This is a genomic window from Eubacterium xylanophilum ATCC 35991 (assembly GCF_000518685.1).
Taxonomy (GTDB): Bacteria; Bacillota; Clostridia; order Lachnospirales; family Lachnospiraceae; genus Eubacterium_F; species Eubacterium_F xylanophilum.
On the sequence record NZ_JAEB01000001.1, the window covers coordinates 60,253 to 80,878 of the forward strand.

Annotated in this window: 15 protein-coding genes; 14 read left to right on the forward strand and 1 reads right to left on the reverse strand. The window is 39.7% G+C overall.

What is annotated here, in order from left to right:
- Positions 1 to 9: 9 nt before the first annotated feature.
- The 7 genes from glgB (at position 10) to L877_RS0100350 (ending at position 11,931) form a co-directional block, all read left to right on the forward strand.
- The gene (gene glgB / locus L877_RS0100320) at positions 10 to 2,256 is read left to right on the forward strand and encodes a 1,4-alpha-glucan branching protein GlgB (protein WP_242837095.1); all 2,247 of its coding nucleotides are present in this window, start codon (positions 10 to 12) and stop codon (positions 2,254 to 2,256) included.
- A 6-nt stretch (positions 2,257 to 2,262) separates the two neighbouring features.
- Positions 2,263 to 3,207 (forward strand): S1 RNA-binding domain-containing protein, encoded by a 945-nt coding sequence (locus L877_RS0100325; protein ID WP_051437583.1) that lies wholly within the window; start codon positions 2,263 to 2,265, stop codon positions 3,205 to 3,207.
- 51 nt (positions 3,208 to 3,258) lie between these two features.
- Positions 3,259 to 5,379, forward strand: coding sequence for a fibronectin type III domain-containing protein (locus tag L877_RS0100330; RefSeq protein ID WP_026834386.1), 2,121 nt, complete (start codon positions 3,259 to 3,261; stop codon positions 5,377 to 5,379).
- A gap of 30 nt (positions 5,380 to 5,409) precedes the next feature.
- Positions 5,410 to 6,540 (forward strand): exonuclease SbcCD subunit D, encoded by a 1,131-nt coding sequence (locus L877_RS0100335; RefSeq protein ID WP_026834387.1) that lies wholly within the window; start codon positions 5,410 to 5,412, stop codon positions 6,538 to 6,540.
- A gap of 4 nt (positions 6,541 to 6,544) precedes the next feature.
- Positions 6,545 to 9,313 (forward strand): AAA family ATPase, encoded by a 2,769-nt coding sequence (locus L877_RS0100340; RefSeq protein WP_026834388.1) that lies wholly within the window; start codon positions 6,545 to 6,547, stop codon positions 9,311 to 9,313.
- A gap of 199 nt (positions 9,314 to 9,512) precedes the next feature.
- On the forward strand, positions 9,513 to 10,667 hold the full coding sequence (locus L877_RS0100345; protein WP_026834389.1) for a hypothetical protein: 1,155 nt from the start codon (positions 9,513 to 9,515) through the stop codon (positions 10,665 to 10,667).
- Positions 10,668 to 10,782: 115 nt separating this feature from the next.
- Positions 10,783 to 11,931 carry a hypothetical protein gene (locus L877_RS0100350; RefSeq protein WP_026834390.1) on the forward strand — a complete coding sequence of 383 codons (1,149 nt, stop codon included), beginning with the start codon at positions 10,783 to 10,785 and terminating at the stop codon, positions 11,929 to 11,931.
- A 204-nt stretch (positions 11,932 to 12,135) separates the two neighbouring features.
- Here L877_RS0100350 and L877_RS0100360 read toward each other — a convergent pair whose 3' ends face one another.
- Positions 12,136 to 12,501, reverse strand: coding sequence for a putative signal transducing protein (locus L877_RS0100360; protein WP_026834392.1), 366 nt, complete (start codon positions 12,499 to 12,501; stop codon positions 12,136 to 12,138).
- Positions 12,502 to 12,750: 249 nt separating this feature from the next.
- Between L877_RS0100360 and L877_RS0100365 the strand changes: the two genes are divergently transcribed.
- From L877_RS0100365 to L877_RS0100395, 7 genes are all read left to right on the forward strand, one after another.
- The gene (locus L877_RS0100365) at positions 12,751 to 16,281 is read left to right on the forward strand and encodes a CotH kinase family protein (RefSeq protein ID WP_026834393.1); all 3,531 of its coding nucleotides are present in this window, start codon (positions 12,751 to 12,753) and stop codon (positions 16,279 to 16,281) included.
- Between the two features lie 210 nt (positions 16,282 to 16,491).
- A complete protein-coding gene (locus tag L877_RS0100370; RefSeq protein ID WP_207637205.1) occupies positions 16,492 to 17,010 on the forward strand; it encodes a hypothetical protein in 519 nt (172 codons plus the stop codon).
- Between the two features lie 25 nt (positions 17,011 to 17,035).
- Complete coding sequence (locus tag L877_RS0100375; protein WP_026834395.1) at positions 17,036 to 17,233, forward strand: helix-turn-helix transcriptional regulator; 198 nt, start codon at positions 17,036 to 17,038, stop codon at positions 17,231 to 17,233.
- A gap of 267 nt (positions 17,234 to 17,500) precedes the next feature.
- Positions 17,501 to 17,713: a FeoA family protein gene (locus tag L877_RS0100380; protein ID WP_026834396.1), complete on the forward strand. Its 213-nt coding sequence runs from the start codon at positions 17,501 to 17,503 to the stop codon at positions 17,711 to 17,713.
- 17 nt (positions 17,714 to 17,730) lie between these two features.
- On the forward strand, positions 17,731 to 17,952 hold the full coding sequence (locus L877_RS0100385; protein ID WP_026834397.1) for a FeoA family protein: 222 nt from the start codon (positions 17,731 to 17,733) through the stop codon (positions 17,950 to 17,952).
- 18 nt (positions 17,953 to 17,970) lie between these two features.
- Entirely contained in the window at positions 17,971 to 20,379 is a 2,409-nt protein-coding gene (gene feoB / locus L877_RS0100390; protein ID WP_026834398.1) for a ferrous iron transporter B, read from the forward strand.
- Between the two features lie 20 nt (positions 20,380 to 20,399).
- The gene (locus tag L877_RS0100395; RefSeq protein ID WP_026834399.1) at positions 20,400 to 20,579 is read left to right on the forward strand and encodes a FeoB-associated Cys-rich membrane protein; all 180 of its coding nucleotides are present in this window, start codon (positions 20,400 to 20,402) and stop codon (positions 20,577 to 20,579) included.
- The last annotated feature ends 47 nt before the right edge of the window (positions 20,580 to 20,626 follow it).

Here is a 20,626-nt window from a genome sequence, read left to right on the forward strand (position 1 = left end):
AGAATGTGTATGAATGATGTGGTAAAAGCTTGGATGAACCCCGCTCTTCTAGATGAAATGGATGAGGGAGTACTGAATGCGCCACAGGACATTTTGGGGATGCATTTTTATGAAAATGTTCAGATATTTGTAGTGCGCAGACCGGGAGCTAGACGAGTTTGGGTGTTCGACCCTGAGGGGACGAGAGATTTGGAGCTAGAGCTGCTTGACGTCGGCCTTGGAATATTTGGCGCAGATATCAAGAATAAGAAGAAGCAGTTCAAAGACTATAGAGTCAGGATTGAATACAGTCCTGGGGATGTTGTGGAGACGGCTGATCCGTATAGTTTTGAGACAACATTTACGGAATTTGACAGATATATCTTCGGAGAGGGAAGACACTTCAAGGTGTTTGACAAACTTGGAGCCCATCCGGGAGAGGTGAACGGGGTCAAGGGAACACACTTTGCGGTGTGGGCGCCGGATGCCAGAAGCGTAAGCGTTGTGGGAAACTTCAATATGTGGGATGGAAGACTTCACACTATGAGGCTTTTGGGAGAGAGCGGAATATTTGACCTTTTTATACCGGATGTGGGAGAAGGGGCAGTTTATAAGTATCAGATTACTTCGAGATCGGGAGAACTTCTGTACAAGACGGACCCCTATGGAAACTATGCTGAGCTCCGTCCGGGCAATGCTTCCGTGGTCACCAGTTTAGAGGGATATGAGTGGAATGATGAAGATTATATGAAAGCTCATGCCAAGAAAAAACGTGAACAGCGAGACCGCGGACCGATGAATATCTATGAGGTGCATCTCGGGTCTTGGAAGAAGCGAGTAGAGGACGATGACAATGGATTTTTCTCCTATCGTGAGCTTGCTGCAATGCTTGGGGATTATGTTGTGGAGATGGGATATACTCACATCGAGCTAATGGGAATTTCAGAGTATCCATTTGATGGCTCGTGGGGATATCAGGTTGGATGCTACTATGCGCCAACCAGTCGATATGGCAATCCGAAGGATTTTATGTATTTTGTAGATGAGATGCATAGGCGGGGCATCGAAGTGATTCTCGACTGGGTGCCTGCACATTTTCCTAAGGATGCGCACTGCCTGGGAAATTTCGACGGACAGGCTCTCTATGAGCACCCGGATAGAAGGCGTGGAGAGCATCCGGATTGGGGAACATATATCTTTGATTATGGCAGGAAGGGCGTTCAGAACTTCTTGATTGCCAATGCTCTTTTCTGGATAGAGAAGTTCCACATTGATGGATTGCGCGTTGATGCAGTGGCGTCGATGCTCTATCTTGATTATGGAAAGCAGGACGGTGATTGGCTGCCAAACGAAGACGGTGGAAATGAGCACTACGAAGCGGTTGATTTTCTTCAGAATCTCAATACAGCTGTTGCAAAGTATCATCCAGATGCGTATATCATCGCGGAGGAGTCTACGGCATGGCCTGGAGTGACAGAGCCGGTTGAAAACGGTGGTTTGGGATTTTCCATGAAGTGGAACATGGGATGGATGAATGACTTCCTAGAATACATGAAGTTGGATCCGTATTTTAAACAGTTCCACCATGACCAGCTGTGCTTTAGTTTGTCCTATCATCTCAGTGAGAGGTATATCCTTGTATTAAGTCATGATGAAGTGGTTCATGGAAAATGTTCGCTTCTCAACAAGATGCCTGGATTGAAAGGCGACAAGTTTGCAGCGCTCAAGGCGGCATATGGTTTTATGTACGGACATCCCGGCAAGAAACTTTTGTTTATGGGGCAGGAATTTGCTCAAGAGAGAGAATGGTCCGAGATGAGAAGCCTTGATTGGTTCTTGCTTGACGAGGAGCCTCACAAGGGAATCCAGAGATTTGTTAAGGACTTCAATAAGCTATATAAAGATTATAGTGCATTGTGGTACAATGACAATGATATGATGGGATTCGAGTGGATGGATGTTGCCAGTGCGGAGAGTAGTACTGTGGCATTTGTCAGAAGGGGCAAGACCAAGAGAAGGCAGCTTCTGTTTATGGTGAACTTTACGCCGGTTGGTCATGAAAAGTATCAGACCAAAGTTCCATGTGGAGGAACATTTAGAGAAATCATGAACTCCGATAAATCCATATACGGGGGTCAAGATAGATTGAACAGTGAACCGATTAGAGCAAAGAAGAACAAAGGGGAAACTTCCAAAGCAGGAGATGGAGAGTATTACATCGAGTGCAATTTGCCACCTTTGTCTGTTGTTGTAATGGAATATGATTATAAGGATTGAGTATATATGAGTGAAGAAAGAATTGAAAGCATGGCAGACTATGAAGATGCTATAAATGCTTCGTTTAAGAGATTAAGAGAGGGAGATATCGTCAAGGGAACGGTGGTTTCTGTTGAGGAGGATGAGGTGCTAATTGATCTTCATACCTTTAGTCAGGGGGTTATACCTTCAGATGAGTACAGCGATGATCCTGATTTTCATGCTATGGATGAGATCGCTGTTGGGCAAGAACTGGATGTGATGGTTCTATATGAAGATGATCAGGGGCGCACAGTGACTTCTCTTCGCGAAGCAAATCGCAGCAATGGCTGGGAAGCGCTAAGAAATGCCATGGATTCTCACAGACGCTGCAAGACCAGAATCAAGGAGGTTGTTCCATCTGGAGTAGTGGCATATGTGGAGGGAATCAGGGGCTTTATCCCTGCTTCAAAGTTGGATTTGAACTATGTTGAAGAAGAAGATTTAAAAAATTTTCTTGGAAAAAATGTAGAAGTTTATCCAATAACTATTGACGAAGAGGGGGATAAGCTGATATTATCAGTAAAGGACGTCTTGCGAGAAGAGGCGGCAAAGGAGCATGAAGTTAAGCTCTCAGCGCTGCAAAAGGGCTTCATCACAACGGGAAAAGTGTCGCGAATCGAGCCATACGGCTGCTTCGTTGATATAGGTGATGACTTGACAGGTCTTGTTCATATCTCGCAGATTGCCAATAAATTCATCAAATCACCAAAGGAAGTTGTCAAGCTGGGAATGGAAGTTAAGGTTAAGGTTCTTGATGTGGAAGAAGGCAAGATCCGACTTAGCATGAAACAGGCAGAGATGGATGGCTCTGAGCTTGACCAAAAGGAAGATGATTCTGAAAAAATCGAGTCAAAACTCGAGTACCATGATGACGAGGAGGCGACGACAACCCTTGGTAGTTTGCTTGCGGGGATCAAGATTGATGAATAAGTAACAGGGAAAAATGTATTGGGCGTAATAAAGATAGGAAGGCGAAAAGAAATGAAAAAAATGAAAAAAATGATGACTGGAGTGCTCTCAGCAGCACTAATCGGAAGCATGGTATGCTCATCAGTAGAAGGTGTTGCATATACAGGAGATGCTTCACAATTCTTGTATGAAGAAGATGCAGGAATACAGAATGAAAAAGTAAAGGGAATGTACGGGGAAGCTAAGAATGCTCTTGGCGCTGCAAAGACAAAAGTTGATGGCATTGATGGAGTGCTAAAAACAGCCAAAGCTAACTTTGATGCCAGCACCCAGAGACTTACTGAACTTCGAGAGGAAAAGCAGAAGATTGTTGATGGACAGGCCAAGGCAAGAGAAGATCTTAGTGTTAAGAAGGAAGAGCAGAATAAATTACAGAGTGAAAAACCTGCAAAGAGAGAGGCGGCGGATGCTGCACTAACTGCGGTGGAAAAAGCAGAGACGGATCTGGAGACTGCCAAGGACGAACTCGGTGAGGCTAAAGTACAGTTTGATAAGGGCTCAAGAGGCTTTTTCGAGACCGTTGGCGCCACAGGTGCACTTAATGCACTCGATAGAGAGGGAAAGAACAATCTCGGTGCTGACCTCAGGAAAACAGATTCATCAGGAAAAGAGTTTTCTTCATATACTCAGAATGGAGAAAAGGACGATGCAACAAATCTTGATAATATGAAAGAATCCTTGGAGATGATTAAAAAGGCTAATCTTATTCGCAAGAATGAGAATTATCTAACAGCTTGCAATAGCGTTATGCTCAAGGTGTCTGATACTCTCATGGCTATGTCTCAGTCAAATGCCAATTGGTCAGATCAACATCTAAACCATGCTTCATCAGCCGGAAGTAATTATAATATAGGCGAGAATATTGCATGGAATTACGGATCTGATCCATTTATTCAGTGGTATGACGAAGAGAAAAATGTATATATCGAGATGCAGGAAAATCTTGATCTTGATGGTGATGGCCAAGTTGGAAGTTCTGATACGCAGACTGGACATTATACCAATCTCTGCAATGCAGGATACAAGACAACAGGATTTGCTATATGTACTCGCGGTAGCATGCATGGTTGGAATACATATGCACAGTCATTTTCCAACGCCTCATATAATGGAGAAACTGTATACTCTGTAAGTGATTACTATGATAGATTTATGGAGTACTATGACAATTTGACTGTTGTACCTGAGGAAAAAGTTTCGGTTGCAGAGGGCAAAGTTGAATCGGCAAAGGATGCATCCCAGGATGCTGAAGCAGAGTACCAGGCTGTTGTAGATAATATTGCAAAAGTTGCAAAAGAAATATCAGAAATACAGAGTGCTATTACAGCTTACAATGTTAACAGCGGAAAATACAACAAGAGTATCTCAGAAGAGGAAGATGAAAATGAGAGACTTGAAGGTGTAGTTGCTGATTATACGGATAAATATGCGGCAGCAGTTGAAAACTATAATACGAAACTTGCTGCATATGAAAACGCCAAAAAAGCATATGTAGAGGCATTTGGCGTGGATCCTGAGACAGGTATGGCTGTAGGTGAAGGCACAAATAATGACGAAAATAATAAAGAAAATAATAAAGAAGAAAACACTACAGTGGATGATAGTTCAACCAATGTGGAAAACAAGGAAACTACTCCAAGTGAAGGTAATGGAAATAATACAAATAATGCCGGTACAGATGCAAGTACTGTTCCAACCAGTGCGCCAACGGGCATGCCAGCCAGCACTCCTGCCAACACTCCTTCCAGCACTTCTGCCAGCACTCCGAGTGCTTCTGTAAATGGAGCTAATAATTCTGGTGCGGCATCAAATGATATTAATAGTGTTAATTCATATATTGCAAAGCCGGGAAAGGCCAAGATAAAGTCCGCTAAGAACCGCAAGAAAAAGACAGTTGTTGTGAAGTGGAAGAAAGTGAATGGAGCAAAGGGATATCAGATAAGATATGCTCTTAACAAAAAGCTCACTAAGAAGAAAAAAAGCAAGATTACTGTTAAGACTTCATGCACAATTAAAAAGCTTACTAAGAAGAAAAAGTACTATATTAGAGTAAGAGCTTTCAAAGTTGCAGCCGGCAAGAAGCGCATATATGGTTCTTGGAGTGCAGTTAAGAAAGTTAAGATTAAAAAGTAATCATGTAATTAATATAAAGGAGAAGGGGAATTGAGGTTTATACACATATCCGATCTTCATTTGGGGAAAAGACTTAATGGATTTTCTCTTATAGAGGATCAAGACTATATAATCAGAAGTATTATAAATATAATTGAAGAAGAGAAGCCGGATGGAGTACTTATTGCCGGAGATATCTATGATAAAGCAGTTCCATCTGAAGAAGCAGTGAGACTATGGGACTTCTTCCTAGTTAGTTTGTCAAAGCTTGGAGTCAAGACATATGTAATTAGCGGAAATCATGACTCGGCTGTTCGTCTGTCCAGTTACAGCTCCTTGATAGAGGAGGAAGGAATATATCTTTCGCCTGTATATGATGGAAATGCCAGAAAACTAACATTGACAGATGAATTTGGTCCACTGAATATATATCTTCTTCCATTTATAAAACCTGCAACTGTGCGCAATTTGTTTCCGGAGGAGACGATTGAAAATTATACAGATGCATGCCGCGTAGCAGTTGAACAAATGAATGTAAATGAAACTGAGCGCAACATTCTTGTTGCGCATCAGTTTGTTACGGGTGCAAGTAGGTGCGATTCTGAGCAAATTGTAGTAGGGGGCATAGACAACGTTGATGCAACAGTTTTTGACGTATTTGATTACGTTGCCCTGGGACATATTCATGGTAAACAGCGAATTGGTCGAGACAGTGTACGCTATTCTGGAACGCCACTCAAGTATTCTTTATCAGAAAAAGACCATATAAAGTCAGTTACGATTCTAGATATTAAATCCAAAGAAGATATAAATATAAGTGAGAGACCTCTGGTTCCGTTGCGAGATGTTCGCGAAATCAGGGGAGCTTATGATGAGTTAATGTTAAAATCAAATTACGAGGGAACAGATGTCAGAGATTATCTGTCAGTTGTATTAACTGATGAAGATGATATTCCCAATGCGTTAGCTCGACTTCGGAACATTTATCCGAATATCATGAAATTAAGTTATGATAATGCCAGAACAAGAGAAAATAGAACAATAACTGACACTGCTGATGTGGAGAAAAAGTCGCCGTTAGAGCTGTTTGAAGAGTTTTATGAGACGCAAAATAATCAGCAAATGAAGGATGTACAGAGAGAATATGTAACAAATATGATTAATAAATTGTGGGAGGAGTGATTGTATGCGACCTTTGAGAATTAAGATGTCCGCATTTGGACCATATGCGGGAGTTGTTGAGATACCGATGGAGGATCTTGGGAGCAGTGGGCTTTATCTGATTACCGGTGATACCGGGGCAGGAAAGACCACTATTTTTGATGCTATTTGCTATGCACTCTATGATAGTGCAAGTGGTGATAATAGAAGTAATACCATGCTTCGATCAAAGTATGCGACACCAGAGACACCGACAGAGGTGGAACTCATATTCCTTCACAGAGGAAAACAATACAGAATCAAGAGAAATCCGGAATACATGAGGCCTGCGTTAAGAGGTGATGGCTTTACTAAACAGGTTGCAAATGTTGAACTAGAGTGTCCGGACGGAGAAATTGTGACTAAGAAGAAGGAAGTTGGAGATAGAATAGAGTCAATTCTTGGGATAAATAGGAACCAGTTTTGTCAGATTGCTATGATTGCTCAGGGTGATTTTATGAAACTCCTATTGGCGGATACTAAGGATAGACAGACGATATTTAGGCATATTTTTAAGACTGGTCCTTATCTGTCACTGCAAAAGAAATTGTATGAAGAATATGCGGAAATTAGCAAGGAAGAAGAGCAAAATAGAGCCGGAACAGAACAATATATCTCCGGAATCAAGACAAAGGAAAATGATCCGCTAGAGATGCAGGTGGAAAAAGCCAAGAACGGAGAGATGACAACTGGCGAAGTAATTGCTTTGATGGAAGATTTGCTTGAAAGAGACCAGAGGGAGCTTAGCGGGCTTGCGGATAATCACAAAGAAATGAGTGAGAAGCAGGAAAAAATCGTGAAAGAGCTTACTAACGGGGAAAATGTGGAGAAGAGCCGTCAGGAGTATGCGAATGCGGAAATAAAATTGAGAGAAGAACTCGAGCGAGAAAAGGAGATTTTGGCTTATTTTGAGGAGGCTAAGAAAGCGCTAGAGGAAATGGAGCCAGAAACTATCAAACTTAATAGCTTGAGAGAAGATTTGGAATCTTATACCAAGCTAGACAATAATAATAAAGAAGTATTAAGGCTTAAAAGTGAGATAGAATCGAAGAATGCCCAGATTAATACAATCAAAGAAAGTATTGATGACTTAAAATGTCAGATAAAATTATATAAAGATGAGCTTGAAAATTTGGATGATTCTAAGGCGAGTAAAGTCCAGCTCGAAAGTGAGAAGAAAGAAGCTACATTGCGTCAGGAAGCTCTTCTGTCTCTTGAAAAGGACTTGAAGCAGTATGAATCTTTGAAGCTAGACTTGGAGAAAAAGCAGAATATTTACATGCAATGTGACCAGATGTACAACGAATTGGATAGTAAGTTCAAACATCTCAAGCAACTTAATAGGGATGACAAAGCCGGTATACTTGCAGAGAGATTGTCAGAGGGGGAACCATGCCCAGTTTGTGGATCAACTTCTCATCCAAAACCTGCAACTCGAGGAAAAGAGGTGCCATCAGAGACGGAACTCGATGAGTATGAAAAAAAGGTCGATGATGCCAAGAATGCTTTAGATAAGAGTGCTAGTGAGGCAGGAGAGTCCAAGGGTAAATTAGTTACCATGTCTGAGAATCTGGTCAAACGCGGCAGAGAAATCGTGGGTATAGAGGATGTGGAGAAACTGAAAGCAAGTATCGCATCAGAAAAAGAAACAATAGGTGAGCGAATTCTTCTAATCCAAGATAATATCAATAAGATACAGAAAAGTATAGAAAGAAAAGAGGAGCTTGAACGACTAATACCTGCGAGAGAAAAGAAGATTGCAGATAGTGAAGAAGATTTGAAGAGGTATTTTTCAGATGTTCAAAACAGTGAAATAAGCCTTGCGGAAAAGGTAGCAAGCCTTAATGCACTCCGACAGAATCTTCGTTTTGAGAAGAAAGAGGAAGCTGAAATAGAAATCAAAAACCTTGAAAATAAGATTTTTAAGACCAAAGAGGCATATGATAATGCAGAAAAGAATAGGAATGATATACGGGGCAGAATTCAGAAACTTGAGACGAAAAAAGAAGAGCACAAAAGAATAATAGAAGGATATGATGAAGTTGATCTGGGCGCTCTTAGGGAGAAGAAAGCTGCAATTGATTCTAGTTTAGAGGAGCTCAATTCGAGATATAATGGTGTATTTGCGAGAATTAAGAGTAATCAGGATATTCTTGATAATATTCGCGCAAAAAATGAGGAACTGGCAGAAATAGAAGAAATTTACAAATGGAAAAAGGATCTTGCTGATACTGCCAATGGAAAGATTAGCGGGAAAGACAAGATAACTCTGGAGACTTATATCCAGATGACCTTTTTCGATCGCATAATAGATCGAGCCAATATAAGGCTTTTGAAGATGTCCAATGCACAATATGAATTGATGCGTAAGAGAGAGTCAGATACTAAAAGTGCGCAGAGTGGACTTGACCTAGATGTGATTGATCACTACAATGGAACAACCAGAAGCGTCAAGACACTTTCAGGTGGTGAATCCTTTATGGCATCTCTATCTCTAGCCTTGGGATTATCGGATGAAATCCAGCATGTTGCAGGAGGAATACAAATCGATACGATGTTTGTTGACGAGGGATTTGGATCCCTTGATCCGGAATCCCTTGATCTTGCATACAAGGCGTTGGCGGATATAAGTGAAGGGAACCAAAGACTTGTTGGAATAATATCTCATGTGGCGGATATGAAAGAAAGAATAGATAAGCAGATTGAGATAAAGAAGAACAGGGACGGTGGAAGCGGCTTTAGGATGGTTTTGTAAGGGCTAATTATATGGCAGAGAAATAATTGGTTTTTTCGAAAAAGTATTGATTTTACGAAAAAGTATTATATCTTTCGAAAAAGCATTGTCTTTTTCGAAAAAAGTATTGACTTTTTTCGAGGGGGAGGTATACTAAAGTGGTAAGTGTCACTTTGGAGAAGAAACATATTATCAAATACAAGATGTAGAGGAGCAGATAATGAATAAGATTATAGCTAGATTTGCGATGATAGCAACTATTATACCTATTATGGTTGGATGTGGAAATGAGAAGTCGAAGGTAAATAAAGAAGATTATGATGTGGTTTTAGAAAGCAGGACGGAAAGTAGAGAAATAGTTCATGATATTATAAAACTGCCATTAGAGAATGAGGTTGGTATAAATAATGGATTTCACTTATTTGATCAACTCGTTATAGAAAAAGAGGGGAAGCCTGTTGTTATATCTAGAATGGAGAATGAAAAAAAAGATAGGATGCATTTCACAGTATCCGAACTACAGGACGATGGTACTTGGAAGACCGAAGACCCTAAGTGGAATGATGCGTGTTGCGGAAAAGATCGGTATGGCGCATTACAATTTATGTTTTCACCGAATAACGAATTATATGTTTTAATGGTAAAACAAAATTTTTCTAATCCGATATTGCGTCATTTAAGCCCAGATGGAGAAACATATGATATAGATCTAGGAAGTGTTATAAAAGAGAATCCCAATCGTACGCTTTTGGGAGGTAAATTTATTGATAATTCAAGGATTGCTTTAAGTTTAGATGTGGTTAGTTTTTCGAGTGAATCAAATCTGGAAAAAAAGAAAAAGCCATCAAACGAAGATGAATATAATAATGAAAAAACTTTAATACAGGTTTTTGATATTACCAAGGCTCAAATTGATAAGGAAAAGGAGTTTGTATTTGCTGAGCCGAGATTTTATGATTTGGATTTAAATGGGTATATTTATAATAGTGAGTATGATTCCATTGAGGTGAGAAAGATTGGTGAAAAAATACCTAAAAAAAACATTCAATGCGGATTGAAGACAATGGAAGGTGAAACAGGGATGTGTTTTGAATTTATATCTGATGATAAGGAAAACGCATATCTTTTTAGCTCAAAGGGTATACTTGGAGGCAAATTAGATTCTGATAAATGGGATTGTATACTTGATAAGGACGATATTTCGATCGAAAAGGATGAATTAGTTAAAGAAATAATAAGTAAAGGTATGCAGTCAACGGGTACTGATATTATGATAAAAGGAAAAGAGTCAGATTATGATTTTTATCGTTTAATCAATTATGTTGGGGAGAAATCATCACAAAAGCTTTTGGTTCATTACCATGAAAAAGAGTAAATTTTGGTATAAATCAATGGATATGATAAACTGTTGTCTAGTATGGAGTCGGTGAAGTGTTTATGTGATTATATTCAAGAGATATAATTAATACAGTTGAATGGAGAGTTATGATATGAAATCAAAAATGGCAAAAAAATTAGTTATTTTAGGGGTTTTAGGACTTTTAGTTGGTTGTTCAAATAAAATTGATGATAAAGATTCGATTAATAAAACATCAGTTGTAGAAGAAAGTGAAAAACCTCAAATTGTACATGATATAATAGAAATGCCAGCTGTGAAAGAAGAGGAAGGGTACAAATTTAATGATTATCTTTATGTGGTAAAAGATGGAAAACCCGAAGTAATATCACGGCTTATAAATAAAGGAAAAAAGAGAGTCAGATTTACAATATCTAATTTGAATAAAGATAATACATGGACAACGCAAATTGCACCTTGGTCGGAAAATTGCAATTATCAAGATCTGTATTCTGTTATGTGTTTTTCTTATAATGCAGAGGGTGTTTTATATGCCTTGATGCTTAAACAGGATTTTACTAATCCAATTATTCGATGTCTAGGAGATGATGGAAAATCTTATGATATAGATATGCAAGATGTAAAGAAAACATATCCGAATAGATTTCCGTATAAATTCAGTTTTATTGATAACAATCGTTGTGTATTATATATGGATTATGATAAAGAAAAAGAGAAAGGAACTCAAAAAAAACAAGGAACCTACAGAAGTAGTCAAGATATTGAAGCAGAGAAAACATTGATGCAAGTATACAACATCGCAGAAAATAGGATGGAAAGTGACAAAGAGTTTCTATTTTATGATGTTAGTATTTATGATAAAGATTTGCGAGGTTATGTTTATAATCCTGAAAATGATGCAATTGTCGTAAAAAAAATGGGTGACAAGATCTCAGAGAGAATGATAAAGTGCGGCTTAAAAGAGTTTTGGAGTAAACCCAGAAGGGGATATGAATTTTTATCTGAAGACGGAGATAAGGGTTATTTATTAAGTGAATTTGGTATTGTAGGGGGGAATCTAGATGCTGAAAAATGGGATTGGATTGTGGATAGAGGTGAATTTGTCTTAGGTGGAGATGAGGAAATAATTAAGAGAGTTAATTCAAAAGGAATGACTCCGATGGGAACAATAAAAGTTTTAAAAGGAAATGAATCTGATTATGATTTTTATCGTTTGATGAGGTATGCAAATAACAATGAAAGCGAAATGTTTTGGGTGTATTATCATGAAAAAGAAGTATAAGGATGCATTGGCTTTAGCAATGACAATGATTGGTCAAGTAGTCGGTAGCAGTACTATTTGCGAAACACATACTGCTAGTCTTACAAGCTTTGCGCAAGGAATGTCAGTACTAGATATGTATAAAAAACAAAAAGCGGCCAACCAGCGAGAGACTTCAACGCGAATGCGTTGCGTCTCGAGTCGGTTGGCCGCTTTTTGTTTTTATTAGAATATTTGATTTATAAATGCAAATATGTAAGAACCCAGCAAGAATAGCAATATGAGTATGACGGCTATTCTTGTTTTAAACTTGCCATCTTTGAAGCGTGGCTTATCCGATACTGTTGCATTTGCGTCGTTTGCAGAAGTATTAGATTCAAAGATTGAGTGTATAATATCAGAAGCTTTCTCAGCATCACGTTCTTGAACCATTATATCCACACCATAAGGAGACATTGACTGGGCTACATTCAGGTATTGGCCACTGCCGACTTCCGAATATGTGGACTGTATTCCCGATTCAAGCAGAAGGCTTTTTATCTGCTCAGCTATCATTTTATTTTGTGCATTATAAATTTTTACTATTTCCATAATTACTAACCTCCGTAATGTATAATTATGCTATTCGCCTATATATTAGCATAACAATTTGTGTAAGGCAAGAGAAATATTATTAAATAATTTTGAATTTTCCATAATAATTGGTAAAAATATTGTAACAATATTTTAAAGAAAAAATGTTTGAATTGTTAACATTACTATGCTATAATATTTCATGCTGTTGTGGCGACAGCAAGAAGAAGGCGGAAATCCCGTAAAGAATAGAAAAGGAGAACAGTGATGAGAATCAAATGGAACAAAACATGTAGCAAGAGACTTGTCGGAACTATGTTAGCACTTTCGCTTATATTGAGTGGTGTGCCAACTAATGTTATGGCAAGCGAACCAGTGCAGAAGCTGAGAGACGAAGAGCCAATCGGTGAGGGATTGGATGGTCAGGGAACAGAGATTGCTGAACCTGAGACTCAGACCAATGGAACAATTCCACAGAATATTATCGATGAGGCTATTGCGGCAGGAGTGCCAGATGCTTTTGTTAGACATAGCTTTGCAGATGAAGCTGATAAGCTCGAGGCTCCAGCTGTAGAGTTAGCAGATGGTGAAGAGGATCCGGGGCTTCAGTTGAAGGCAAAGAAAACTGGTGATGAGACAGAAGGACTCGTGCTCGAAAAAGTTGACACAGGCGTATTGGCAAGAACCAAGATTGACCTTGGAGAGTTCAACTTTGGAGAAGATGGTCTTAAACCAGGAAAAGTTATTTTTAATATGTTAGCATCTAAGAAGCTCAAAGGAAAGGCCAAACTATATTTCGGAGAAAGTGATGAGAGCTTTGCAACAATTAATATTAGAAGATGCGCATCAAGTGACTGGGAAGCACCTAGAAACTGTGTGGGAAGTATTAATCCAGGAGGACTCAAGGGCAAAGAGCATATTTACCTTGTATTTGAAGCTGAGTCAGGCGTAAATGAAGATGGTGTAAGTGTTGGTGTTTCCGGAGAAAAGGGAAGTTTATACATAGAGAGTATGTTCTTCACAGAGGGAAGCACTCCAGTAATCAGTATTGATGTAGATAAAGAAATTAACAATATGGATGCAATCAATGGGTCACCAAAGCACACAGTATATGGTGCCGGTGACATGACAATTGAGATTCCTGAGGGATATAAGGCACAGTATACAGACGACAAGCTTAAGAGCGCCACATATGAGCTTGAGTACATCAGAGGTAGAGGAAACTCAACTTGGGAGACAGAGAAGAAACCATATAAACTTAAGCTTGAAAAGTCATCTGATTTATTTGGAATGGGCAAGTCCAAACATTGGGTGCTCATGGCAAATTACTATGATTTCTCACTTTTGAGAAACAAGTTTACCAATTATCTTGGTGAGAAGATGGACTTGGAGTTTACTCCTAAGAGTGTATGTGCAGATGTAATTGTTGACGGTGAGTTCTACGGAAGTTATCAGCTTAGCCAGCATGTTAGAATTGGCAAGAATAATGTAAATATCGATGATCTTGAGGACAAGCCAGCTTCCACTTTGCCAGAAATCAGTGGTGGATACTTGTTGTCAATGGGTACATCATGGTTGTCAGAAGATGATGACAAAGTAGACCTTATGAATGTAGGTGGAAACATTTTCAGAATCGAGAAACCAGAATATGATTCAGAGTATCCGGAGGATGCCAGAGATGCACAGAAAAACTATATCAACGGATATTTGAAGGAACTCAATGCAGCAGTAGAGAGCTTGGTTCCTGAAGAAGAAAGAGAGAATATTAATTCTGAAGACGAGACAGAAGAAGAGCCGGTTGTAGTACCAGAGGGAAGAACATGGCGCGATTATATGGATGAGCAGTCATTTATCGACTACGCGTTGATTCAGGAAGTGTCAAAGAATGGTGATGCTTATGGTTCAGGAAGTACATATTTGTATAAGAAACGCAGTGATAAACTGTTCTGGGGCCCACTTTGGGACTTCGATTATGTTGCATGGGGCGCAGTTGACTTTACTGATGGTCAGCCATTCGGCGGATTTGCCACATTCTCAAGTTGCCCATGGTTCTCAACTCTTTTCAAGTATGATGAAGAGTTTAAGCAAAATGTTCTGAAGAGATGGGAAAAACTCAGTGCAATTCTCAAGGAAGGCGCTGGTCCAGATGGATTTATTGACGAATATGCTAAAGAAATCTATTACTCAGCACTTGCTAACTATCAGGTAAGAAAGACATACTTCTCAGATTATGGCATGGATATGAATGGCTATGATGGTTATGATGATGGAAACTATGGTTCAGAAGAGAGCGAAGAATCTTATGTAATCAATTATGGCAATGAGATTCAGCGTTACATGGCATGGATTAATTGTGAGGCAGAGTGGCTTGACGAAAACCTAAAGTCATACGATGGTGAGGGAAGAGGCTACTATCAGGAATTGCCACCAATCAAATTCTATGTTGATGACAATGTTGTCAGTGAAGTAACTTTGGATCCTAGAACAGAGGGTATTGTGGAATCAGATTTCCCTGAGGAACCAACTAAGGATGGATATAAGTTCATCGGATGGGAATTTAGACAAAAAACAAATGATGGAGAGGAACTAGAGCCACAGTTCCTTGAAGTGGGAGATTTCCCATTCCATTATTCATATGATGAAGAGGACAATGAAACTATAGAGTCATACAAGATCGTTGCAAAGTTTATCCCATTGTCAGAGTACAAAGTACCGGAAAGTATCACTTTTGCAAGAGATACAGTATTTTATACAATGTACAGTGATGATTCATATTATGAAGATTATGAAGAGGGTGCTTCAACTTTAATGCCAGAAGAAGTGGATATGGCGAATGTTATCAATGTCAGACCATTTAACGCGGACAAAAAAGAACTTAAGTGGACAGTGACTCCACAGGTTGAAGGCGTAGGCGACATGACAGATGATGAAATCGCTAATTACGGAATAATAAGTAAATCTGGCAAATTGACCGCATATCAACCAGTTGACTTTGTAGTTACATGTGAGTACAAGAATCTCAAAGCTACTGTAAATGTTAGATATGTAAGCCAAGAGGAATTAAAGGCACCTAAGACTATATATGTTGCTAAATCATTGGAGATGAATCCGGGAGAGTATGGAGATGTAAACTTCAGCTTTGACTCTGAGGTTGGAGTGACTCAGAATATCTATAATTCTGTAGTATTTAAATCTGCTGACGAAGACGTGGTAGAAGTATCAAATAATGGCGAAGTTTACGCTAAGACTGCAGGTAATGCTACTATCGTAACTGTATATCGCAATATTGATACTGATGATTATATCATCAAGACAACAAAAGTTTCCGTTAAGGGTGATGAGCCTAAGGTGACACCAGCTCCTGCAACTAATGATACTGCCAGTGCTGAGGCATCAGCTACTCCAAGCGCAGCTCCTACAGTTGCACCAACGAAGCCAGCTGCTCCTACAGTGGCTACTGCTGCACCTACGGTTGCTCCTAATAAGGCTACAAAGGCTAAGAAGCCAGCTAAGGCCAAAGTGGTTAAGGTTTCTAAGAAGAAGAAATCAACTAAGGTTAAGGTTAAGGTGAAGAGCCAGAAGGGCGTAAAGGGTTACCAGGTAGCTGTATTCAAGTCATCTAAGGATGCCAAGAAGGGCAAGAAGGCAATTCTCAAGAAGGTTGTCAAGAAAGCAAACGCAACCCTTAAGTCCAAGAAACTTAAGAACAAAAAGAAGGTATATGTCAAGGTTAGAGCATTTAAGAAAGACGGCAAGAAGACTGTTTATGGAAAATGGTCCGCAGTCAAGAAGTCATAATAAAACTTGACAAATGATAAATCCAAGGCACCGCTTCGGCGGTGCCTTTTTTATGGCGTTTTGGTGCAGTTCAATAGCATTAATAAAAAAATATTTGAAAATATGTAAAATATACTTGACATAATGTAAGGTAGGTGGTATTATAATATCAGAAACAAGATAGAAGGGGTTGTGAGAGACTCTTCTAGAACCAAATTAAGAAAGGAAAAGGTGAGTGTTATGAGAACAGCGGGAATAGCTATAGGAATTATGGTGGGGTTGATAATAGTAGTATTTGTATTGAAGGCCATCAACAAGGACGGCAAGATGAAGACTGAGTATGATGAACGCCAGAAGATTGTGAGAGGCGAAGCATATATGTACGGCTTTTACGCTTTGATTATTTCATTGGTTGCTGAGTTTATGGTTGATTCAGCGGTATATGATGTGAGTAAATTGGGAATTACAGAATTCGTTGCACCTATTCTCATTGGAATTATTACTCAAGTAACTTACAGTATTTTCAATGACGGATATGAGGGGATTAATACTAACATGACCAAATTTATCGTCGTTATGATTGTTGTCACATTGATTAATTTCTTGTCCGGTTTCGGAAGTATATTTAATGAAGGATTATTCCGAAGTGACGTGTTGAACGATTCTTTTGTAAATATTTTGGTAGGCGGAATGGGATTGATACTGATGATTGAGTTGATGATTAAGAAGGGAATTGAAAGCGGGGCATAATTGCTATAGATTGGAGCGTGAAGCTATGAAAAATTTACGTTTAAAGGCAGCCAGAGCTGGGATGGATATGTCTCAGGATGATCTGGCCAAGGCCGTGGGTGTGTCAAGACAGACTATAAGTGCCATAGAAAAAGGGGATTATAACCCGACAATTAACCTTTGCATATCCGTATGCAAGGTGTTGGGAAAGACACTTGATGAGTTGTTTTGGGAAGAAGGATAATATATAAGTAAAATGTTCAGTTAAGGTTTGCTTGGCTGAACATTTTTTTGTTTTTGGAAACGCATATTGCTGGTCTTACTTCCTGCGGTCGTAAGACAATAATCGCATATTGCTGGTCTTACTCCCTATGGTCGTAAGACATTTTTTTCTAGTGAAATAAAAAAACTTCTTGACAAGTTAGGTTGTGCTAACTATAATAGAATATGGTTAGAACGTTCTAACTGCAATTAGATGTATCTCGAGATATTATTATTAAGGAGGAGAACAATGATGCCTCTTGTATTTGCGGAAGTAGATCAACCGGTTATTATCAAGAAAATTGGAGGAAATCCGGAAGTGAAGAAACACTTAGAGGATTTGGGCTTCAATGTGGGCGGCGAAGTTAGTGTCGTCAGCGCACTCGGAGAAAACTTAATTGTGAAGGTTAAGCAGAGTAGAGTTGCAGTCAGCGAAGAGCTGGCAAGAAAGATTATGATTTAATTGAGGAGGAACCTGCGGTGAAGACACTTAAAGATGTAAAAATAGGTTCGACTGTAAAAGTTGTAAAATTACACGGAGAAGGTGCGGTAAAGCGCCGTATAATGGACATGGGAATTACAAAAAATGCTTCAATCTATGTTAGGAAAGTGGCGCCTCTCGGCGATCCGATTGAAGTAACCGTCAGAAATTATGAGCTATCACTCAGAAAAGCAGATGCTGAAATGATTGAAGTGGAATAGCAGAAAGGAAAAATGAAGATGAGTCTAAGAATTGCACTTGCAGGTAATCCGAATAGTGGTAAAACCACGTTGTTTAATGCACTCACGGGTTCTAATCAGTTTGTTGGAAACTGGCCGGGTGTAACTGTAGAGAAGAAGGAAGGAAAGCTCAAGAAGCACGATGATGTTGTTATCACTGACCTTCCGGGTATATATTCTCTATCGCCTTACACACTTGAGGAAGTAGTTGCCAGAAACTATTTGATTGGAGAGAGACCGGATGGTATTCTCAATATCATCGATGGAACTAACTTGGAGAGAAACCTCTATCTCACGACACAGTTGACTGAGCTTGGAATTCCGGTAGTAGTTGCCATCAATATGATGGATATTGTCAGAAAGAATGGCGATAAGATTAACATTGAGGAGTTATCTCGTCAGCTTGGATGTAAAGTAGTAGATATATCTGCTCTCAAGGGAGATGGAGTTATGGAAGCGGCTGAAGCGGCCATAGATGCTGCGAAGAGAAGTAAGACTGTACCGCTTCACACATTCTCTGGTCCGGTTGAACACGCTCTTGCCCACATCGAGGAGGCGATTATCCATGATATGCCGGAGGAACAGCAAAGATGGTATGCTATTAAGATATTTGAGCGAGATGACAAGGTTCTCGAGAAGATGAATATTCCGGCCGACAAGATGTCTCATATTGAGAAGGATATCGAGGCGGCTGAGACGGAGCTTGATGACGATGCGGAGAGTATTATCACAAATGAGAGATATATCTATATCGCACAAGTTGTCAAAGCTTGTTATAAAAAGAAGAATGCCGGTAAGGCATCTACGTCAGACAAGATTGATAAGATTGTAACGAATAGAATTTTGGGACTTCCTATATTTGCCTTAATAATGTTTTTGGTTTATTGGATTGCCATGGTCGGTGTTGGAGCATCGGCAACTGACTTCGCCAATGACAATTTGTTTGGAGATGGTTTCCATCTGTTTGGCATGGATGGCGGATATGAAGCTATTGCAGAAGAGTACAGTGGAGCATCTGCTATTGTCGATGGATATGATGCCTATGTAAAGGAAAATGGAAAGGCACCAACCGGAGACTTCCAGTATGATGTAGAAGATGAGGAAACTCTTGAAGTTTCTCAGGAGACAGCTAGTCTTGCAGATTACGAAGAAGCTAAGAAGACAGTTGAGAAGATTGGTGATGAACCAGATCCGGCTGATTATGGTACATGGGTACCAGGAATTCCGGCACTTGTAGAGAAGGGCTTGGATGCAGCCAATGCAGCAGAATGGCTCAAGGGCCTTGTGCTCGATGGAATTGTTGGTGGTGTAGGAGCAGTGCTTGGATTTGTTCCACAGATGCTCGTTCTGTTCTTGATGCTTGCATTCCTCGAGGCTTGCGGATATATGGCTCGTATCGCATTCGTGCTTGACCGTGTATTCAGAAAGTTCGGACTTTCAGGTAAGTCATTTATCCCTATGCTCGTTGCTGTAGGATGTGGAGTGCCCGGTGTTATGGCAAGTAGAACTATTGAAAATGAACGCGATCGTCGTATGACTATCATGACCACAACATTTATTCCTTGTGGTGCGAAGGTGCCATTTATCGCCATGATTGCAGGTGCTATCTTTGGCGGAAGTTCATTGAAGGCATCGATAGTGTCAACATCGGCGTACTTTATCGGAATGGCAGCAATAGTTGTTTCCGGAATTATGCTTAAGAAAACTAAGATGTTTGCTGGTGATCCGGCACCGTTTGATATGGAGCTCCCTCCATATCATCTCCCAACACTTGGCAACGTACTTCGTTCAATGTGGGAGCGCGGATGGTCATTTATTAAAAAAGCTGGAACAGTGATACTTCTTTCCACTATTGTTATTTGGTTTACATCATTCTTTGGATTTACGGAAGATGGATTCCGTATGTTATCTGAGGAAGAGCTTGAGTTTTCACTACTTGCAAAGTTTGGTAGCGTGTTGTCATGGTTATTTATCCCATTGGGATGGGGAAATTGGCAGGCAACGGTTGCATCTATTACCGGCCTTGTTGCAAAAGAAAACATTGTGGGAACTATGGGCATCCTTTATGGCAGTGGAGAACTCACAACATGGCAAGCACTTGCAGCAGCCTTTACAGGTATTACAGGTTATTCATTCCTTGTATTCAACCTTTTGTGCGCTCCATGTTTCGCGGCTATTGGTGCTATCAAGCGTGAGATGAATAATGCCAAGTGGACTTGGTTTGCAATCCTATATCAATGTGGTTTCGCATATGTAATTGCATTTATGATCAACCAATTTGGCGGATTGTTTACGGGAAACATGAATGTGATTGGAGTAGTTTTTGCAGTGGCGGCTCTCGTAGCTATGATTTATATGCTTTTCTTTAAGAAGTATAAGGAGGCTGACAAGCTTACAATCGCAAATTAGTTTTGGAGGGAGATGAAGTGATGCTTGCATGGCTTACTATAAATCTCGGGACGATACTGATTACATTGGTATTAGTACTAATCGTCACATGTATAGTCCTCAAACTAATAAAAGATAAGAAACATGGCAAATCGTCATGCGGAGGAAATTGTGCTCATTGCAATATGTGTGCAGGGCATTCCTCAGGAAATAAAAGATGAATTAATTGTCTTACGAACGACGTGAGTAAGACCAGCGATATGCGTTT